The 17488-nt window shown below is 64.2% G+C and carries 19 protein-coding genes and 1 tRNA gene; 10 read left to right on the plus strand and 10 right to left on the minus strand.

Going from position 1 to position 17488, the window contains the following annotated elements; all coding sequences use genetic code 11:
- Positions 1-9: 9 nt before the first annotated feature.
- The gene (locus tag K5X80_RS15000; protein ID WP_222558512.1) at positions 10-528 is read right to left on the minus strand and encodes a nuclear transport factor 2 family protein; all 519 of its coding nucleotides are present in this window, start codon (positions 526-528) and stop codon (positions 10-12) included.
- Positions 529-663: 135 nt separating this feature from the next.
- Here K5X80_RS15000 and K5X80_RS15005 point away from each other — a divergent pair, with 135 nt between their 5' ends.
- On the plus strand, positions 664-1545 hold the full coding sequence (locus K5X80_RS15005; RefSeq protein ID WP_222558513.1) for a crotonase/enoyl-CoA hydratase family protein: 882 nt from the start codon (positions 664-666) through the stop codon (positions 1543-1545).
- A 34-nt stretch (positions 1546-1579) separates the two neighbouring features.
- On the opposite strand, the gene K5X80_RS15010 is transcribed toward K5X80_RS15005, so the two are convergent.
- Together K5X80_RS15010 and queF are read right to left on the minus strand one after the other, a co-directional pair.
- Positions 1580-2656: an AI-2E family transporter gene (locus tag K5X80_RS15010; RefSeq protein ID WP_222558514.1), complete on the minus strand. Its 1077-nt coding sequence runs from the start codon at positions 2654-2656 to the stop codon at positions 1580-1582.
- An 82-nt stretch (positions 2657-2738) separates the two neighbouring features.
- Positions 2739-3206, minus strand: a complete 468-nt coding sequence (queF, locus tag K5X80_RS15015; RefSeq protein ID WP_222558515.1) for a preQ(1) synthase — start codon at positions 3204-3206, stop codon at positions 2739-2741.
- A 109-nt stretch (positions 3207-3315) separates the two neighbouring features.
- Between queF and K5X80_RS15020 the strand changes: the two genes are divergently transcribed.
- The 9 genes from K5X80_RS15020 to K5X80_RS15060 all read left to right on the plus strand — a co-directional run bounded on the left by K5X80_RS15020 (position 3316) and on the right by K5X80_RS15060 (position 11309).
- On the plus strand, positions 3316-4623 hold the full coding sequence (locus K5X80_RS15020; RefSeq protein ID WP_222558516.1) for a hypothetical protein: 1308 nt from the start codon (positions 3316-3318) through the stop codon (positions 4621-4623).
- 118 nt (positions 4624-4741) lie between these two features.
- Entirely contained in the window at positions 4742-5974 is a 1233-nt protein-coding gene (gene metC / locus K5X80_RS15025) for a cystathionine beta-lyase (protein ID WP_222558517.1), read from the plus strand.
- Positions 5971-6957, plus strand: a complete 987-nt coding sequence (locus K5X80_RS15030; protein WP_222558518.1) for a mechanosensitive ion channel family protein — start codon at positions 5971-5973, stop codon at positions 6955-6957. Before metC ends, K5X80_RS15030 begins: the two co-directional genes overlap by 4 nt.
- A 90-nt stretch (positions 6958-7047) precedes the next feature.
- Positions 7048-7815 (plus strand): uroporphyrinogen-III C-methyltransferase, encoded by a 768-nt coding sequence (cobA, locus tag K5X80_RS15035; RefSeq protein ID WP_222558519.1) that lies wholly within the window; start codon positions 7048-7050, stop codon positions 7813-7815.
- Positions 7812-8111, plus strand: coding sequence for a DUF2849 domain-containing protein (locus K5X80_RS15040; protein ID WP_222558520.1), 300 nt, complete (start codon positions 7812-7814; stop codon positions 8109-8111). Before cobA ends, K5X80_RS15040 begins: the two co-directional genes overlap by 4 nt.
- A complete protein-coding gene (locus tag K5X80_RS15045; RefSeq protein ID WP_222558521.1) occupies positions 8111-9745 on the plus strand; it encodes a nitrite/sulfite reductase in 1635 nt (544 codons plus the stop codon). The genes K5X80_RS15040 and K5X80_RS15045 overlap by 1 nt, the downstream gene beginning before the upstream one ends.
- Positions 9738-10175 carry a DUF934 domain-containing protein gene (locus tag K5X80_RS15050; protein WP_222558522.1) on the plus strand — a complete coding sequence of 146 codons (438 nt, stop codon included), beginning with the start codon at positions 9738-9740 and terminating at the stop codon, positions 10173-10175. The genes K5X80_RS15045 and K5X80_RS15050 overlap by 8 nt, the downstream gene beginning before the upstream one ends.
- Complete coding sequence (locus K5X80_RS15055) at positions 10168-10971, plus strand: phosphoadenylyl-sulfate reductase (protein ID WP_222558523.1); 804 nt, start codon at positions 10168-10170, stop codon at positions 10969-10971. The genes K5X80_RS15050 and K5X80_RS15055 overlap by 8 nt, the downstream gene beginning before the upstream one ends.
- Positions 10972-11063: 92 nt before the next feature.
- Positions 11064-11309 carry a twin-arginine translocase TatA/TatE family subunit gene (locus K5X80_RS15060; protein WP_222558524.1) on the plus strand — a complete coding sequence of 82 codons (246 nt, stop codon included), beginning with the start codon at positions 11064-11066 and terminating at the stop codon, positions 11307-11309.
- A 37-nt stretch (positions 11310-11346) separates the two neighbouring features.
- Here K5X80_RS15060 and K5X80_RS15065 read toward each other — a convergent pair whose 3' ends face one another.
- From K5X80_RS15065 to K5X80_RS15095, 7 genes are all read right to left on the minus strand, one after another.
- On the minus strand, positions 11347-12132 hold the full coding sequence (locus K5X80_RS15065) for a transglutaminase-like cysteine peptidase (RefSeq protein WP_222558525.1): 786 nt from the start codon (positions 12130-12132) through the stop codon (positions 11347-11349).
- Positions 12133-12285: 153 nt separating this feature from the next.
- Positions 12286-13194 carry an NAD-dependent epimerase/dehydratase family protein gene (locus K5X80_RS15070; protein ID WP_222558526.1) on the minus strand — a complete coding sequence of 303 codons (909 nt, stop codon included), beginning with the start codon at positions 13192-13194 and terminating at the stop codon, positions 12286-12288.
- Positions 13191-14321, minus strand: a complete 1131-nt coding sequence (gene proB / locus K5X80_RS15075) for a glutamate 5-kinase (protein WP_222558527.1) — start codon at positions 14319-14321, stop codon at positions 13191-13193. The genes K5X80_RS15070 and proB overlap by 4 nt, the downstream gene beginning before the upstream one ends.
- Positions 14322-14380: 59 nt before the next feature.
- Positions 14381-15439, minus strand: a complete 1059-nt coding sequence (obgE, locus tag K5X80_RS15080; protein ID WP_222558528.1) for a GTPase ObgE — start codon at positions 15437-15439, stop codon at positions 14381-14383.
- A 123-nt stretch (positions 15440-15562) separates the two neighbouring features.
- A tRNA-Ala gene (locus K5X80_RS15085) sits at positions 15563-15638 on the minus strand.
- A gap of 131 nt (positions 15639-15769) precedes the next feature.
- Entirely contained in the window at positions 15770-16336 is a 567-nt protein-coding gene (locus K5X80_RS15090) for a hypothetical protein (RefSeq protein ID WP_222558529.1), read from the minus strand.
- Between the two features lie 318 nt (positions 16337-16654).
- Complete coding sequence (locus K5X80_RS15095) at positions 16655-17404, minus strand: Bax inhibitor-1/YccA family protein (RefSeq protein WP_222558530.1); 750 nt, start codon at positions 17402-17404, stop codon at positions 16655-16657.
- Between the last annotated feature and the right edge of the window lie 84 nt (positions 17405-17488).

Raw genomic sequence — 17488 nt, forward strand, 5'->3', positions numbered from 1 at the left:
GTGCAGCAATCAGGCCGGTTCGGGAACGCCGGCCGGGACTTCGCCGAAAGCCACGTATTTCGGGCTGCCATCCTCGCCCACCACTTCGGTGAACATCGATGTCACGGTGCTGCGCGTTTCGGCGATGTACCAGCGCCCATCCTGCTTGCGATAGACATCCTCGTACTCCACCGCCAGCCGGGTGACCGAACGCGTGGCGAGCAGGATCGTCCGGAAATTGAGCGACCACTTGCCGGTGGCCGTATCCGGGCCGGTCAGCGCGATTTCGCCGTTGCTGGCATGGTGGATGTCGTACACGCCTTCCTGGCAGGCCATTTCCTGATAGACCTTGAGAAATGCATCGCGATCCGTGAAAACAGGGAAATTCTGATATTCGATACGGATCGGGCCGGGGAGGAACGTGTCGCGCAGTTCATCCACTTTCTTGAGATCGCAGCATCGCAGATAGCGGGCCTTGAGCTGGCGGATCGCGTCGATATCCTCAAGCGCGGTCAGACGGGCGGCAAGGTCTTCAAGACTGGTGGACATCATATTCTCCCATTCGCCGGAATCCATCCGGAACAACCGATTTGCACATGAATATCGCGCAATCGGCTACGCATATCCAAGTTCACACTGCATGGCAGTTACCAAATACGCCACAACCGGGAAACAGGAAACGCGATGAGCCAGTATAACACGATCCGCTACGAAACCGATGACGGCCTGCTCCGGCTGACGCTCAACCGCCCGGACAATCTCAACGCCTTCACGGTGGAAATGGCCGATGAACTGGAAGACGCCTATCGCCGGGCCAATGGCGACGATGCCGTGCGGGCGATTGTCGTCACCGGGGAAGGCAAGGCGTTTTGCGCGGGCATGGACCTGTCGACCGGCGGCAATGTCTTCGGGCTCGACGAAAGCCAGGCCCCCACGCTGGCCGACTTGCGGGAAAGGCCGGTGCGCGAAGCGATCGAATGCGGCGTGCGCGATACCGGCGGGCGTGTGGCGCTGGCGATGTACGACTGCCTCAAGCCGATCGTCGGCGCGATCAACGGCGCGGCGGTGGGCATCGGCGCGACGATGACTCTGCCGATGGACTTCCGCCTTGCCTCCGACCGGGCACGGATCGGCTTCGTCTTCGGGCGGTTGGGGATCACCCCGGAAGCCTGCTCCACCTGGTTTCTGCCGCGCATCGTCGGCATGCAGCAGGCGCTCGAATGGCTTTACAAGGCCGATATCTTCGACGCGGCCGAAGCGTTGGACAAGGGGCTGGTCCGTTCGGTCCACGCACCGGAAGATCTGGTCGGTGCGGCCTGCGCTTTCGCCCGTTCGCTGGTGGCGGACCGTTCGCCCGTCAGCATCGGCTTGATCCGCCAGATGATGCTGCACAACCCCGCCCAGCCCCATCCGCGCGCCGCGCATGACGTGGAATCGCTGGCGATGTTCTATTCCAGCATCGGCGATGGGAAAGAAGGAGTGCAGGCCTTTCTGGAAAAGCGCGCATCCGCATTTTCAGGCAAGGCATCCGCCATGCCGCCGTTCTATCCGTGGCGCGAAGACTGAGCCTGATTGGCCGGACACACGGCGGCTAACCATCTCAAAGATAGTTGGAATGCCGCCGATGTTCGGCAACCATGCTCCACACCGCCATGAACAGCGCGGCGATCATCGGGCCGACAATGAAGCCGTTGAGGCCGAAAATGCTGAGCCCCGCCAAAGTGGCGATCAGCACCACGAAATCGGGCATCCGGGTGTCCTTGCCGACAAGGATCGGGCGCAGGAGATTGTCGATCATGCCGATCACGAATATCCCGCAGCCGACCAGTATCAATCCTTCGGCAATCGATCCGGTCACCAGCAGGTAGATCGCCACCGGCACCCAGACGGCCCCCGTACCGACCGCCGGAACCAGCGAGAAGAACCCCATCATGACGCCCCAGAGCAGCGCCCCTTCGATACCCAGCGCCCAGAAGATCGTGCCGCCCAGCGCACCCTGCACCACCGCGACCACCACCGTGCCTTTCATCGTCGCCCGTACGACGACGACGAAATGGCGCAGCAGAGTATCCCGTTCGCCGCTGCGCAGCGGGATCGCGGGGAGGATTTTGCGCCCCAGCGCATCGCCATCGCGCAGCAGGAAAAACGTGAGGTAGAGCATCACACCCAGCGAGGCGATGAACTTGAGCGCCCCCTGCCCGAGGTTGAGCGCCCGCGTGGCCAGCGCCTGCACGCCGCTGGCGATACCCCCACCGAACATGTCTCTGAGCGAATCGAGATCGCTGACATCGGCGGAAGCGATCGCCTGCCGCGCCCAGCCGGGAAGAGAGGCGACGAAACGCTCACCAATCTGGGCCAGATCGATCTGCCCGGATTCGAACATCGCGTAGATCGACAGCATTTCCTGCACCAGCGCCACGCCCAGCAGAATCGCCGGCACGATCACCAGTGCGATAATCAGCAGCAGCGTCAGCGCGGCGGCGAGATTCTTGCGCCCGCCCAGCAGGAATTCCATCCGCCGGTTGAGCGGTTCGAACAGGATGGCCGCGACCAGCGCCCAGAGAATCGCCCCGAAATAGGGGGCGATCAACAGGGCAAAACCGATGGTTACCAGCACGACGAGGACGAGAAAGCCCCCGTCTTCCACCTCAAACTTACGCGGATCGCCTTCGCTCATGCCGGATGCTTCGCATTAAAGCAGCAAAGAATCCATACATCTAATCAGATGCCTGCGGCAAACAGGTGCGAAAATGGTTCGGTCAGCCGCGTCCACGGTAATTGGCCACGCCCTGATCGGGCACCCACAGCCCTTCCGGCGCGGCGCCCGATTGCCAGAACACGTCGATCGGAATCCCCCCGCGCGGATACCAGTAACCGCCGATCCGCAGCCAGCGCGGCTGCATTTCCTCGAACAATCGCTGCCCGATGCCGACTGTCACATCTTCGTGGAATCCGTTGTGATTACGGAAACTTCCCAGGAACAGCTTGAGCGATTTCGATTCCACGATAGTCGCGCCCGGCGCATAATCGATCACCAGATGGGCGAAATCGGGCTGGCCCGTCACCGGGCAGAGCGAAGTGAATTCCGGCGCGGAAAAGCGGATGGTATAGAGCGCACCGGGCCGCGGATTGGGCACATAATCAAGCACCGCTTCCTCCGGCGAGGAAGGCAGGCTACTCTGTTGCCCCAGATGAAGGGGCATGTCGCGCGGTTCGTCGGTGTTCATGGGCCGCAAATGCCCTGATCGGAAGCAATGCACAAGGTGACGAATTGACGCACCGCATTCATCCGCTATTCAGCGCGCCCTGCGCTTGAGCGCACAAAGGTGGCAGGTCATGGTTTCTAAGGCGACACGCATTGTACTGGCGACAGCGGCTCTCGCAGCCGCATTGCCCGCGCACGCCCAAACCACGGGCGATAGCCTGGAAGGGTTTCGCCTGCCCCCCGCCGCACCGGACATCCAAGGCCCGACCACGCCCGACAACCCGATCATCCAACGTCAGGCGCCACAGCCGCAACCGCGGCCGCAGCCGCGGCCCACACCCAAAGTCGATATTCCCAAGCCTGCCGACACGGCGAAGCGCGAGCCCGCGCCCACCCCGCCCCCGGCGCGCACCGCCAAGCCTGCCCCCGCAACGTCCCCGTCAGGCCCGGCCAAGCCCGCCAGCCGCCCGGAACCGGGCACGCAAGCGGCACGCCCCGGCCCCGCATCGCCCACGCCCACGCCGCCCGCCGAGGCACCCGCCCCGGCTCCGGTGGAGGCAGCGCCTGTCACGCCGCCCGTCAGCTCCGCCGCGCCTGCGCCCACCGCAAGCACGCCCGCCCCGACGCAGACAACCGCCCCGCCCCCTCTGCCCGCCTCGCCCGAGACAAGCACCGCCGATTCAGGCACGGCATGGTGGCGCTATCTGGTGGCCGCTCTGCTCGTAGCGATGATGGGCATCGCGGGCGTGCTGTTCTGGCGCCAGCGCCGCAGCAAAGCCCAGTTCGAAGAGATCATGGCGATCGAACGGCCGCGCCTGCGCCCTGCACCGGCCGCGGCACCGGTCGAAAGCGGCGGCACCGGCGAGGTGGAGAGCCCACTGCCGGAAGCGGGCGAGATTTCCGCCACCGCCGACACGCTGGCGGAACCGGACATAGCGGACGGGCCGCTGCGTACGGCGCTTGAAACCCTGAATCTCAGCGTTTCGCTGGTCAACGCAACGCTGTCCTATCAGATCACGGTGACCAACGCTTCGGACCGGCCGGTGCACAATGTCGCCGTTTTCGGCGATCTGGTGTCCGCCCATGCCTCGCTCTCGATCGAGGAACAACTCGCCGGGCCGGGAAGGACGGGCGCGCCGCTGCACAGGGCCGCCGGCCTGCTGCCGGGCCAGAGCGCGTCTTTCAGCGGGCAGTTGCGCCTGCCGATCAGCGCCATCCGCCCGGTGCGCCGCGAACAGGCGGTGATGTTCATCCCTCTTGCCCGGATGCGGATCGAAGCCGAGGGGTTGGAAGCGGCGGTGGTGCAAACCTGCGTGGTGGGCCAGAAGCCTGCCGGGCCGGGCGCCGGTCTGCGCCCATTCCGGCTCGACACCGGCCCACGCGTCTATCCTGATATCGGGCTGCGCGCGCTCGACCTGCCCACACCGCAAGCTGCCTGAACTCCTGGGCTTCTTGCGGCTTCGGTGGAGCCGCATCTCTCTCGATTGTTTCTGGTTGCCGTGATTTCATGGCCAGCAGGTGTTCCACCTGCTGCGAAATCGCTCTAAGCCTGCGCAAGTGAAAAACGACGATCGAACAACGGACTCGGGAACCGGAACCCGCCTTGCGACTGCGGGGCGGCGGCCCGAATGGACCGGGACAGCGGGGCATCCCTCCAGCGTGGTCAATCCGCCGGTCTGGCGGGCCAGCACGCACCTCTATCCCGATGTCGCGGCGCTGAAGAGCGGGGCACAGGCTTCCGATGAAACCCGGTTCTATTACGGCAGGCGCGGCGCGCCGACGCAATGGGCACTGGCCGAAGCGCTGACCGAACTGGAACCGGGGGCCGCGGGCACGCTGCTCTATCCCAGCGGTGTCGCCGCCATCGCCGGGGCCCTGCTGGCGCTGGTCAAGCCCGGCGATCACCTGCTGATGGCCGACAATGTCTATGAACCCAGCCGCACGCTCGGCCGGGGGCTGCTCACCGGTTTCGGCATCGAAACCGAGTTTTTCGATCCGTTGGATTGCGAAAGCTTCGCCCGCCTGATCCGCCCCAACACCCGTGCCGTGCTGCTGGAAGCGCCCGGCAGCCTGACGATGGAAGTGCCGGATATTCCGGCATTCGCCGCCATAGCCCGGGAACGCGGCGTGATCAGCCTGATCGACAACACCTGGGCCAGCCCGCTGGGCTTCCCGGCGTTGGAGCGCGGATGCGATATCGCGATCATGTCGCTGACCAAGCATGTCGGCGGGCATTCGGACGTGATGATGGGCAGCGTGGCAGCCGGGGCCGCACTCTATCCCAAGCTGCGGCGAACCTATCTTCAGCTTGGCCACGTGGTTTCGCCCGACGATGCGGCACTTGCGCTGCGGGGCCTGCGTACATTGCAGGTCCGGCTCGAACGCTCCACCGCCAGCGCTTTGCAGATCGCCCGGTGGCTTGCCGGCCGCCCGGAAGTGGCGCAGGTGCTGTGCCCCATGCTGCCCGGCGCACAGGGGCATGAAACCTGGGCCCGCACGTTCACCGGCGGCTGCGGCCTGTTCAGCTTCCTGTTCCGCGATGGCGACGAGGCGGCGCGGGCGCGCTTTATCGATGCGCTGAGCCTGTTCGGTATCGGCTATAGCTGGGGCGGCTTCGAAAGCCTCGTCGTGCCGGTCGATCCTGCCGGCGCGCGCAGCGCGACCGCCTGGCCGCCACCGGGCGTTGCGCCCGCGGATCGCCTGGGTGTGCGGCTGTCGATCGGGCTGGAGGAACCGGCCGATCTGATCGCCGATCTCGATCGGGCCTTTGCCCGGATGGCCGGGCAATGAGCCAGACGGCGGGGAACCAGGTTTCGGGCGCGGAAGGCTTCACGGCAGCCGTTTCGTCGGAAAACATCACGATCGGCAAGGTGATCCGCACGCTCGACAGCTACAGCATCGATATCGGCAAATCCGACGTTTCGCTGTGGGACGGGATCGTGGTGATCTTCGTCATCATCAGCATGGCTCTGCTGGCCTATTTCACCAGCAAGCTGTCGCACTATCTGCTCAAACGCATTTCCGGGCTGGACGAAGCGCAGAAATTGCTGACCGACAAGCTGGCCAGCATTGCGGTGTGGACCATCGCCATTCTCGTCGGCATCGATTTCCTCGGCATCGATCTGACGGCGCTGGCGGTGTTCTCGGGCGCTTTCGGCCTCGCCATCGGTTTCGGCCTGCAAAAGACGCTGGGCAATCTCATCGCCGGGATCATCCTGCTGATGGACCGTTCGATCAAGCCGGGCGACGTGATCGCGGTCAGCGACATGAGCGGGCGGGAAAGCTTCGGCCAGATCCGCAAAATCGGCATCCGCGCGATTTCGGTGACCACGCGCGACATGAAGGAATACCTGATTCCGAACGAGAACCTGATGGTTAATCAGGTGGAAAACTGGTCCTACAGCACACGCAATGTCCGGGTGAAAGTGCCCGTCCCGGTGGCGTTCGGCACCGATCTCGACCTGGCCGAGAAGCTGATGATGCAGGCCACGCAAAGCGCCGCGCGGGTGCTGGAAATCCCCGAACCCAAAGTCCTGTTGATGGGATTTGGCGAACACCGGATCAATTTCGAAATCCGCTTCTGGATCGTCGACCCCGAAGAGGGGATCGGCGCGGTCTGTTCGGACGTGTTGAAAGGCGTCTGGCGCCTGTTCGGCGAACACGGCATCAGCATCCCTTATCCCCAGCGCGACATCCACATCAAGGATTCCGCCCAGATGGACGAACTGATCGCCGCCATCGCCCGGCGGCAGGGCGAAAAACCGGACAGCTAAAACGGGCCCGCGACCGGGGTAAAGATCAGCTAATCACCGGCAAAACCATTCTCGCTGGAACTCTTGCGCGGGAAAGGTCATCTGGCCGTCATGACACATAGCCCTGCCATTGGAACAGTGCATCTGGTCGGCGCCGGTCCCGGCGATCCCGACCTGCTGACTCTGCGCGCCGCGCGGCTGATCATGCACGCCAAACTGATCGTCCATGACGGGCTGATCGAACCCGCCGTTCTCGAACTGGCCGGTCCGGGCGCACGGATGATCTCCGTCGCCAAGCGCCGCGCGCATCACACCATGCCGCAGGAAGATATCAACGCACTGCTGGTGCGCGAAGCGCTGGCGGGCAACGATGTCGTGCGGCTGAAAGGCGGCGACCCGTTCGTTTTCGGCCGGGGCGGCGAAGAAGCCGAAGCCTGCCATGCCGCCGGGGTGCCGGTGAAGATCGTTCCCGGCATCAGCGCGGCAATGGGCGCCGCCGCATCGGCCGGGATTCCGCTGACGCACCGTGAAGACGCCAGCATCGTCACTTTCGTGGCCGGGCAATGCAAGGGCCTGACCGAGCAGGATTGGGCGGGCCTCGCCGGCAAGGGCCGCACGCTGGTGATCTACATGGGCGTGAAGACCGCGCCGCAGATCGCGGAAAAGCTGATGGCGGACGGGCTCGCCCCCGATGTGCCCGTCGCCGTGGTTGAAAACGCGGCGCGTTCGGATATGCGCGTGCTGCGTACCGCTCTGGCGGGGCTGCCCGATCTTGTGATTCGCGCGAAGGTCAAAAGCCCGGCCCTCATTATCATCGGCGATGTGACCGCGCGCGAAAATGCCGCGCTCGCCCGCGTCGCTCTGGAGGCAATGTCATGAAGATCCTGACCGGAAACGACCTCAAGACCGGGGCCGTCACCTGGTGGACCGGCCAAGACTGGTCGCTCCATGTGGAGGATGCGGCCGATGTCGGCGACGAAGCCGATGCCATCGCCGCCCGCGAGGAAGGCGCCCGCCGTGTCAACGCACCTTATGCGATCGACGCCGTGCGCGAAGAAACGGGCGGCGTTCGCCCCGCCCATATCAAGGACCGCATCCGCGCGCTCGGCCCGACCGTGCGCCCCGACCTAACTCTCAAGCCGGCTGATCCCGAAGTCGGCAACTGGGTGATCTGATGTATCGTTACGACCAATACGACCAGGCTATGGTCGATGCCCGCGTCGCGGAATTCCGCGACCAGACGCGCCGCCGCATCGAAGGCAAGCTGAGCGAGGATCAGTTCAAGCCGCTGCGTTTGCAGAACGGCCTCTACCTCCAGCTCCATGCCTACATGCTGCGCGTGGCCGTGCCCTATGGCACGCTCAATTCCGCACAGATGCATGTGCTGGCCGATATCGCAGACAAGTACGACCGCGGTTATGGCCACTTCACCACCCGCCAGAACATCCAGTACAACTGGATCAAGCTGGAAGACGCGCCCGACATCCTGGCCGATCTGGCCAAAGTCGAAATGCACGCCATCCAGACCAGCGGCAACTGCATCCGCAACATCAGTTCCGATCAGTTCGCAGGCGCCACGGCCGATGAAATCATCGATCCGCGCCCCTATGCGGAACTGCTGCGCCAATGGTCGAGCTTTCATCCGGAATTCCTCGCTTTGCCGCGCAAGTTCAAGATCGCGGTGATCGCCAGCGATACCGACCGCGCAGCCATGAAGCTGCACGATATCGGCATCCGTCTGGTGAAGAGCGATGCCGGCGAACTGGGCGCCGCGTTCTATGTCGGTGGCGGCATGGGCCGCACGCCGATGGTCGCGCCGCTGATCCGCGACTTTGTGCCGCTGGACCAGCTCATCACTTATTCCGAGGCCTGCCTGCGGGTTTACAACCGCTATGGCCGCCGCGACAACAAGTACAAGGCACGGATCAAGATCCTCGTCCATGAACTGGGCAAGGACGAATACGCCCGCCAGGTGGAGGAGGAATTCGCCCACCTGCTGACGCAGAACATCGAACCGCCGCTCGCGGAATTGGAGCGGATTGCCGCGCATTTCACCGATCCGGCTTTCGAAACCGGGCTGAGCGACGATCTCGATCTTTCCGATCCCGATTTCGCCCTGTGGGTGGAACGCAACTGCGCGGCGCACAAGCAGCCGGGCTATATCATCGCCAACATCAGCCTGAAGCCGGTTGGCGGCATTCCGGGCGATGCCTCGGCCGCACAGATCCACCTGATGGCCGATCTCGCCAAGGCATACAGCTTCGACGAACTGCGCGTGACGCATGCGCAGAACATCGTGCTGCCCCACGTGAAGAAGGCCGATCTCTACACCCTGTGGCAGAAGCTGGAAGCGGCGGACCTCGGCACGGCGAATATCGATACCATCGAGGATATCATCGCCTGCCCCGGCCTCGATTATTGCAGCCTCGCCAACGCGCGTTCGATCCCGGTGGCGCAGAAGATTTCCACGCGCTTCGCCGAAACCGGCAAGAGCGACACGCTGGGCGAACTGAAGCTGAAAATCAGCGGCTGCATCAACGCCTGCGGCCACCACCATGCGGGCCACATCGGCATCCTCGGGGTCGACCGCAAGGGCGTGGAGAACTACCAGCTCCTGCTCGGCGGCTGCGAGGGTGACGATACCTCGCTCGGCACGATCACCGGCCCGGGCTTCGATGAAAACGGCATTGTCGGCGCCGTCGAAAAGGCGACCGACGTCTATCTCGCCAACCGGCAGGACGGGGAACGCTTCCTCGACACCTATCGCCGGATCGGCATGGCACCCTTCAAGGAGGCGCTCTATGGTTGATGTGCTGCGCTTTCGCGATGACGAACCGGTGGGCGATCCCGCCGTCACCGTGGACGCCTTTTCCGAGCAGACCAACGCTTCGGCCGTCCGCGTCGAACCGGGCGACGATGCCCGCGATCTGATCCCGTTCCTCGAACAGCTTCGCCTGATCGAAGTCGATTTCCCCTCCTTCATGGACGGGCGCGGCTATTCGGCTGCCCGTATCCTGCGCGAAGCAGGCTACAAGGGCGAACTGCGCGCGGTGGGCGATGTGCTGATCGATCAGCTTTCGCATCTGCGCCGCTGCGGTTTCGATGCCTTTGCGCCTGAAAAGGGGCTCGATCCGGCCGATGTCGAGGCAACCTTCAACCGCTGGCCCGAAGTCTATCAAGCCGCTGCCGACGACCGGCAGCCGATCTGGGCCAAGCGCCACGGGATCACCAATGGCTGAAACCGCACGCCGCATCGACCGCATCGATACCGGAGCACGCTTCACCGCTGAAGACGCGGCCGCGCTCAACGCGCGTTTCGCTGGCGCTTCGCCGGAGGACGTGTTGCGCGCGGTGCTGGTCGATGGGGTGGCGGGCCGCGTCGCGCTAGTCTCCAGCTTCGGCGCCGAAAGCTCCGTACTGCTGCACATGGCGTCGCGTATCGATCCTGCGGTGGCGGTGCTGTTCCTCGAAACGGGCAAGCATTTCGAGGAAACGCTCGCCTATCGCGATCTTCTGGTGGCACGCCTCGGGCTGACCAATCTGATCAATCTCTATCCGGACCCGGTGGCTCTGGCCAACAAGGACGAAAGCGGGCTGCGCTGGTCCTACGATCCGGATGGCTGCTGCGAAATTCGCAAGGTTCTGCCGCTGGCCAAGGCGCTGACCGATTTCGATGCCTCACTCACGGGGCGCAAGGCGTTCCAGTCGGCCACGCGCGCCGATCTGCCGGTCTTCGAACTCGATACCTCCGATTCGGCCGGGCGGCTCAAGGTCAATCCGCTGATCAGCATGACCAAGGCCGATCTCGATGCCTATATGGTGGCGCATGATCTGCCCGCGCATCCGCTGGTCGCCCAGGGTTATCCGTCCATCGGCTGCTCCCCCTGCACCAGCAAGGTCGCACCGGGCGAAGATCCGCGTTCGGGCCGCTGGAAAGGGTGGGACAAGACCGAATGCGGCATTCACGTGCCGACCAGCTCGCCCATCCCCGGCATCGACGAAGAATTGCCCCCGGGATACGAACCGGTCTTCTGATCCGCGATCCGGCGGGAATCGCCGCTGCATCGCGCATAGCTTTCCCCGATCAACGGGCACTGCTATGATGGGCACACCAAAGGAGTGTTCAAATGGGTTCGATGTCGCTTACGCACTGGATCATCGTTGCGATCGTGGTGCTGATCTTGTTCGGCCGCGGCCGGATTTCGGAAACCATGGGCGAATTCGGCAAGGGCCTGCGCAGCTTCAAGGATGGCATGTCCGAAAAGGACGATGCCGATGCGGCCAAGCGCACCGCGCCGCAGATCGGCCAAACCGCCCCGGATGCGGACAAGGCCACGCCGCTCGCCGCCGACAAGGCCAACACCGAACGCTGATCGCTGGTCTATCCCGCCGGTCGGCGGGCGACGCCGCCTATTTCCGAAAGAATGCCGCGGGTTCGGCATAGGTGGCCTGCGGGCTTGCCTGTTGTGCCCCCGGCACGGCGCCTTGCGCCACTTGCTGGCCATAGATCCACGCAAACGGACCGCTGTAGCCAAGCATCGGCATGTAATCGGTCACAACCGTATCGGCCAGCACCCGATCGGTACGGTTGTCGAGGATGTACATGGCCTTGTCCCGGCGAACGGCCAGAACAGCATGCTCCCCCCTGTTATAAGCTTCGCGTACCACCACCAGGAACATATCGTCCGCCGGAATGCCCAGGCGTTCGAGCAGGGCCATTTTCGCGATGGCGAAATCCTCGCAATCGCCCACGCGGTTGCGCAGCGTTTCCGCCGCCGGCGCCCACCGGTCCCCTCCGCGATCCTCCACATAGCGCACGCTGCCGTTCACCCAGCGGTTGACCAGGCCCAGAACCGCGCCGCGCGGCGCCTGGCCCGCCTGCACCAGGAACGCCTGCCATGCGCCTTCCGCCCCATCGAGCGATGGCCCGGCCAACTGCTCCCAATCGGCGGCAAGCGGCTTCGTACGCACCGGCAAGGCCACTTTACCGAACAGGTCGGGTGCGGGCGGGCGCACGATGCAGTCGGCGGCGGGGGCATCCTCGGTGGTTTGCGGGTCGAGCGAGGCGAACAGCGGCCCGAGCGGAGAGCCCGGCCTACCGGATGGCTCGGCCGCCGCTGGGGCAGAGCAGCTCGTCTCCACCGCAGGCTTGTCCGCATGGGCAGGCGTGAACGAGAAAGCAGTGGATGCAAGCACACCCCCGGCAATCCCAGCGCGCAATAGCCTCATTGGCGAATACCCCCACCCTGTCGGCGCAATTCTACAAGAATTATGCCCACAAGCCGAGCGTACCGAGTCAGACCGTGGGGGATTTGCGCCGGAATGCCGCCCGAGGCCGCCGGATAGGCGTCAGAGCCAGCCCTGCTTGCGATACCAGTCAGCCGTGGCCCTGAGCCCGTCACGGGTGCGGATTTCCGGCTTCCAGCGGCGCTCAGGCACCGCATGGCCGGATGTCACCACCCAGTCGGGATGGACCATATAATTGACCCGGTCCGTGCTCAGTTTGACTTTGCCGGGCCGGACCCAGCCTTCGATGCGGGAAATCCAGTCCAGCGTACCGCGCGACATGTGCGGCACCCAGGGCTTGCGCCCCATTGCCGCGCCGATCGCTTCGGCCAGGTCCTTGTGACCCCAACCTTGCGGCTGCCCATCGTCCGGTTCGAACAGGCGATGAGTCACATCTTCGCCGCCATCGACCAATGCCAGCAGCAGCCGGGCCAGATCATCCACATGGATCACCGACGTGCGCCCCGGTGGCGGCATCGGGACCACCCCCCATTTGGCGCCGCGAAACAGTTCGAACATTTCCGTATCGCGCGGGCCATAGACCGCGGGCGGGCGGATGATCGTCCAGTCCAGCCCGCTGGCGGCAACAATCTTTTCCCCGCGCCGCTTCGACGCGCCATAGGCCGACAAGTGCGGTTCCCGCGCCGCGAGCGACGAGACATGAACGAACCGCGGCACACCCGCCGCCAGCGCCGCTTCGACCACCGCCAGCGTGCCTTCGACATTGGCGGCTTCGAATTCGGCTTCATCGGGCGCGTTGACCGCCCCGGCCACGTGGATCACCGCCTCCACGCCATCGACCAGCCGCATCAGCGACCGGCGATCGCCAAGATCGCCGCGAATCCAGTGCACGCCCCTGCGGTCCGGCTGGACACGCCGGGCCAGAGCCTGAACTGCCATCTTCTGCGCGGCCGCCGCATCCAGCACCGCCTGGCCCACAAAACCGGTCGCGCCGGTCAAAGCTATCGTCACAACAACACCAACTGATTGCGATGCACCACGGCGGACCGTGGGGCATAGCCGAGAATATCCGCATGTTCGGTGGAACTGTGCCCCAGCAGCCTGACACATTCCACCGCATCATATTCGACCAGCCCCTGCGCCAGCACGGTGCCCGCACTGTCGCGAATGGCCACCGGATCGCCCCGGTGGAAAGCACCTTCGACCGCCGTGATCCCCGCCGCCAACAGGCTCTTGCCCGCGCCCAGAGCGGCCACCGCACCCGCATCGATCGTCAGCGCACCTTTCATCCGCAAACGCCCGCCCAGCCATGCCTTGCGCGCGGCATCCCTGCGCCGGGGCAGGAACAGCGTCCCGATCCCCTGCCCCAATGCCCGGGCGATGGGCCGTTCATAAGTGCCGTTGAGGATCGCCAGCACGATCCCCGCCCGCTCCGCGATTTCGGCAGCCAACAATTTCGCCGTCATCCCGCCCGAACCGAGGCCGGAACCCGATCCGCCCGTGGCCATGGCGTGGATTTCCGCTGTCACCCCGCGCACTTCGGGCAGCATGCGCGCCCCTTCCGCACGCGGATCGCGATCGTAGAGCCCATCGATATCGGACAGCAGCAGCACCGCCTGCGCCTGCGCCGCCTGCGCCACGCGGGACGCCAGCCGATCGTTGTCGCCGAAGCGGATCTCCTGCGTGGCCACGCTGTCGTTCTCGTTGACCACCGGCACCGCGCCGGCCTTGATCAGGCGGCCCAGTGTCGCGCTGGCGTTGAGATAGCGGCGGCGATCCTCCAGATCTTCCAGCGTCAACAGCAATTGCGCCGCCACGATCCCCTTGGCCGCCAGGAGTTCGGACCAGAGTTCAGCCAGCAGGATCTGCCCCACCGCAGCCGCGGCCTGCGCATCGGCAAGATCGGCCCGGCCCCCTTTCGGCAGGCGCAGTTTCGCCGCCCCGAGCGCGATCGCCCCCGAACTGACCACGACCACTTCCTGCCCGCGCCCGCGCGCGGCGGCGATTTCATCCACCAGCCCTTCCAGCCACGCCCGGCGCGGTTCGCCTTTTTCGACGAGCAGTGCCGAGCCGACCTTGATCACAAGGCGGCGGCAAAGGGAGGCATCGGCCAGATCCGAAAGGCGCGAAATCGACATGATGCGGGGGCCCTAGTCAGTAGAGCGCGATTTGCAAAGCACGCGGCGGCAGAATGATGTCATAAAGGCGACCAGGGCGCGGCCGTTTCCTCATCCTCGATCTCGCCATCGGGGCGTTCGGTCGATGTCGCGGCGGGGAGATAAGACAGCACGGTATCCAGCAGCGGCTCGATCCCGGCGCCCGTGGCCCCCGAAATCGCGAAGACGGCATCAGCCCCGGCGTCCTTCAATTCTTCCGCGAACGCCGCAGCCAGTTCGGCATCGGCCAGATCGATCTTGTTGAGCACGATCAGGCGCGGCTTGTCATCCAGCCCCCCGCCATAGGCGGCCAGTTCGTCTTCCACGATCCGCATCGCTTCGGCCGGATCTTCCCCGGCGATGTCGATCAGATGGATCAACACCCGGCACCGTTCGATATGGCCGAGGAAACGGTCACCGATCCCCGCGCCATCGGCCGCGCCTTCGATCAGGCCCGGGATATCGGCCAGCACGAACTCGCGCCCCTTGTGCCGCACCACGCCAAGCTTGGGAACAAGCGTGGTGAAAGCATAATCGCCCACTTTGGCCTGAGCGTTGGAAACCTGATTGATGAACGTGGATTTGCCCGCGTTGGGCAGCCCGACCAGCCCGACATCGGCCAGCAGCTTGAGCCGCAGCCACACCCACATCTCCTGTCCCGGAATGCCGGGCTGATGCTGGCGCGGCGCGCGGTTGGTGCTGGTCTTGTAGCTGGCGTTGCCACGCCCGCCCATGCCGCCTTCGAGCAGGATGACCCGCTGCCCCACTTCGACCAGATCAGCCAGCACGGTTTCGCCGTCCTCATCGGAAATGACCTGAGTGCCGACCGGGACCTTGATCACCAGATCGGGCGCGCTGGCGCCTGTGCGGTCCTTGCCCATGCCATGGCCGCCACGCTGGGCCTTGAAATGCTGGGTATAGCGAAAATCGATCAGCGTGTTCAGCGCCGGCACCGCTTCGAACACGATATCGCCGCCCTTGCCGCCATTTCCGCCATCGGGACCGCCATATTCGATGTATTTCTCGCGCCGGAAACTGACCGCGCCCGGCCCGCCCGAGCCGGAACGGAGGTATATTTTGGCCTGGTCGAGAAAATGCATCGGATGTCCCGGATAATGGCATTGCATCGCGGCGACGAAACGGCAGCGCAACACGGACTGCGCCAACCACCCGCCGCGCGGCTGGATAACACGTCGCAAGAGGCTGGACAAAGAAAACGCCACTGGTGGAGCCGAGGGGGATCGAACCCCTGACCTCGTCATTGCGAACGACGCGCTCTCCCAGCTGAGCTACGGCCCCGTTCCAGTGTACTGACGCCAAGCCTGGTAACCCTAGGCTTGCGTGAGCGGGCCTCTTAGCGAAGCTCGCAAGGGCTTGGAAGAGCAAATTATCGGCTTCCGCGATAAATTCGCCCTTCCATACCCGAAGTCTTATTGCGGTGCCGGGGCCGCGGGAATGACCGGCGCGGTGTACGTGGCGTTGGTGTATTGCAACTGCGTGTAACCAAAGGCAGCGCCATATTGCGCGTCCCAGGCCGCGACATCCACGCGATACCGTTCGAACGCGCTATAGAATTCGTTGAACACCCCTTCGAGCTTGGCCATTCCGCTGTTGGCGAACGCATCGAGCGAGCCCGACGGCATCATGGTTTCCTGCTGGACGATCTGCGTCATCGCGTCGCAGAACTGCGGCAGCACCGGCGGCAGCGCCCAGTAGTTATAGACCTGCGTCGAATACGTATCACGCGCGCGGGCGAAGTCCTTGCCCTGCGACTGGCGCCATTCGTTTTCCACGGTGTTGTTGATCCGCGTCAGATCGCGCTTGTGCCCGGTCAGGAACGCCTTGTAGCCTTCCAGAATATTGGCGTGCTGCGGTTGCAGGCAATTCAGCGCAGCCACATTGTAGGCCGAACGGAAATTCCAGATGCGCTGTGCCTCGCTGACGTGGGAATTGACCGTCTGGCGCAGGCCATCGATCCCAACCGGCGGAATGAACATGTTGGCCGAAGCGCCCCCCGGCGGAACCGGCCGCGCAGGAGTTGCCACAGGCGGCGGGGGCGGCGGAGGCGGCGGCGGAGGTGTCGCGCAAGCCGCCAGAGCGGTCATGCCAACCGCAACGGCAAGGTTACGAGACTTGGTAAACGTAAAACTAATCATAACGGCGGAAGCCCCTCCATTTGCCGACACCACGCACAAATCCCTACCGCATGATGCCTTTCGCCAGAATGAAGCAGTCTACCGGCTGATAACCATAATGAAAATGCCCGGGACGCGAAATTCGCATCCCGGGCACGTTATTTCGACTCAAACTTGCGATCAGTCGCGCTGCCCAAGGAAAGAAAGCAGGAACTGGAACATGTTGATGAAGTCGAGATAGAGGCTCAGCGCGCCGAGCACGATGGCTTTGCCGATAAAATCGGTCCCGGCGACCTGATGATACATCATTTTCAGGCGCTGCGTGTCATACGCGGTCAGGCCAGCGAAAATCAGCACGCCGATGGCGCTGATGCCGAGCTGCAGCAACGTCGAACCGACGAAGATGTTGATGACCATCGCCACCAGCAGGCCGATCACGCCCATGATCAGGAACGTGCCCATGCCCGACAGGTCCTTCTTGGTGGTGTAGCCGACCAGGCTAAGCCCCGCGAAAGCCGCCGCCGTCGCGAAGAAAGTCATCGCGATCGAGGCCTTGGTGAAGACCAGGAAAATGGTCGAGAGCGAAAGGCCCATCACCGCCGCGAAAGCCCAGAACATCGCCTGCAGCGTAAACGTGCTGAAGCGGTTCGCCCCGAAGCTCATTGCGAAGACGAAGCCGAGGGGCGCCAGCATGATGACCCATGCCAGCGGATTGCCGCCGGTCATCAGTTGCGCGGCAAAGCCGCTCTGCGCGAACAGCAGCGCGACAATGCCCGACAGCAGAACGCCGGAAGACATGTAATTGTAGATCGAAAGCATGTAGCGGCGCAGGCCGAGATCGTACGTCGCGCTGCCGACAGCTTCCCCATTCAGGCTCGGAGACGCGCCGAAGCCCGGCTGCCTGGGCTGGGGATCGTTCCAATTTGCCATTGTGTCCAAAACTCCTTTGCCAGCCTCAGGGATGGGCCGGTCAACGGAGAATATCGCGTTTGCGCCCACGTTTTTCAAGGAAAA

This window comes from Caenibius sp. WL (genome assembly GCF_019803445.1).
In the GTDB taxonomy this organism is placed as follows: Bacteria; Pseudomonadota; Alphaproteobacteria; order Sphingomonadales; family Sphingomonadaceae; genus Caenibius.

What these genes read in the sequence shown, in the direction of transcription:
- K5X80_RS15000 (WP_222558512.1), bottom strand. Translation starts at nt 528, where the DNA reads ATGTCCACCAGTCTTGAAGACCTTGCCGCCCGTCTGACCGCGCTTGAG.
- K5X80_RS15005 (WP_222558513.1), top strand. Translation starts at nt 664, where the DNA reads ATGAGCCAGTATAACACGATCCGCTACGAAACCGATGACGGCCTGCTC.
- K5X80_RS15010 (WP_222558514.1), bottom strand. Translation starts at nt 2,656, where the DNA reads ATGAGCGAAGGCGATCCGCGTAAGTTTGAGGTGGAAGACGGGGGCTTT.
- queF (WP_222558515.1), bottom strand. Translation starts at nt 3,206, where the DNA reads ATGAACACCGACGAACCGCGCGACATGCCCCTTCATCTGGGGCAACAG.
- K5X80_RS15020 (WP_222558516.1), top strand. Translation starts at nt 3,316, where the DNA reads ATGGTTTCTAAGGCGACACGCATTGTACTGGCGACAGCGGCTCTCGCA.
- K5X80_RS15030 (WP_222558518.1), top strand. Translation starts at nt 5,971, where the DNA reads ATGAGCCAGACGGCGGGGAACCAGGTTTCGGGCGCGGAAGGCTTCACG.
- cobA (WP_222558519.1), top strand. Translation starts at nt 7,048, where the DNA reads ATGACACATAGCCCTGCCATTGGAACAGTGCATCTGGTCGGCGCCGGT.
- K5X80_RS15040 (WP_222558520.1), top strand. Translation starts at nt 7,812, where the DNA reads ATGAAGATCCTGACCGGAAACGACCTCAAGACCGGGGCCGTCACCTGG.
- K5X80_RS15045 (WP_222558521.1), top strand. Translation starts at nt 8,111, where the DNA reads ATGTATCGTTACGACCAATACGACCAGGCTATGGTCGATGCCCGCGTC.
- K5X80_RS15050 (WP_222558522.1), top strand. Translation starts at nt 9,738, where the DNA reads ATGGTTGATGTGCTGCGCTTTCGCGATGACGAACCGGTGGGCGATCCC.
- K5X80_RS15055 (WP_222558523.1), top strand. Translation starts at nt 10,168, where the DNA reads ATGGCTGAAACCGCACGCCGCATCGACCGCATCGATACCGGAGCACGC.
- K5X80_RS15060 (WP_222558524.1), top strand. Translation starts at nt 11,064, where the DNA reads ATGGGTTCGATGTCGCTTACGCACTGGATCATCGTTGCGATCGTGGTG.
- proB (WP_222558527.1), bottom strand. Translation starts at nt 14,321, where the DNA reads ATGTCGATTTCGCGCCTTTCGGATCTGGCCGATGCCTCCCTTTGCCGC.
- obgE (WP_222558528.1), bottom strand. Translation starts at nt 15,439, where the DNA reads ATGCATTTTCTCGACCAGGCCAAAATATACCTCCGTTCCGGCTCGGGC.
- K5X80_RS15090 (WP_222558529.1), bottom strand. Translation starts at nt 16,336, where the DNA reads ATGTTCATTCCGCCGGTTGGGATCGATGGCCTGCGCCAGACGGTCAAT.
- K5X80_RS15095 (WP_222558530.1), bottom strand. Translation starts at nt 17,404, where the DNA reads ATGGCAAATTGGAACGATCCCCAGCCCAGGCAGCCGGGCTTCGGCGCG.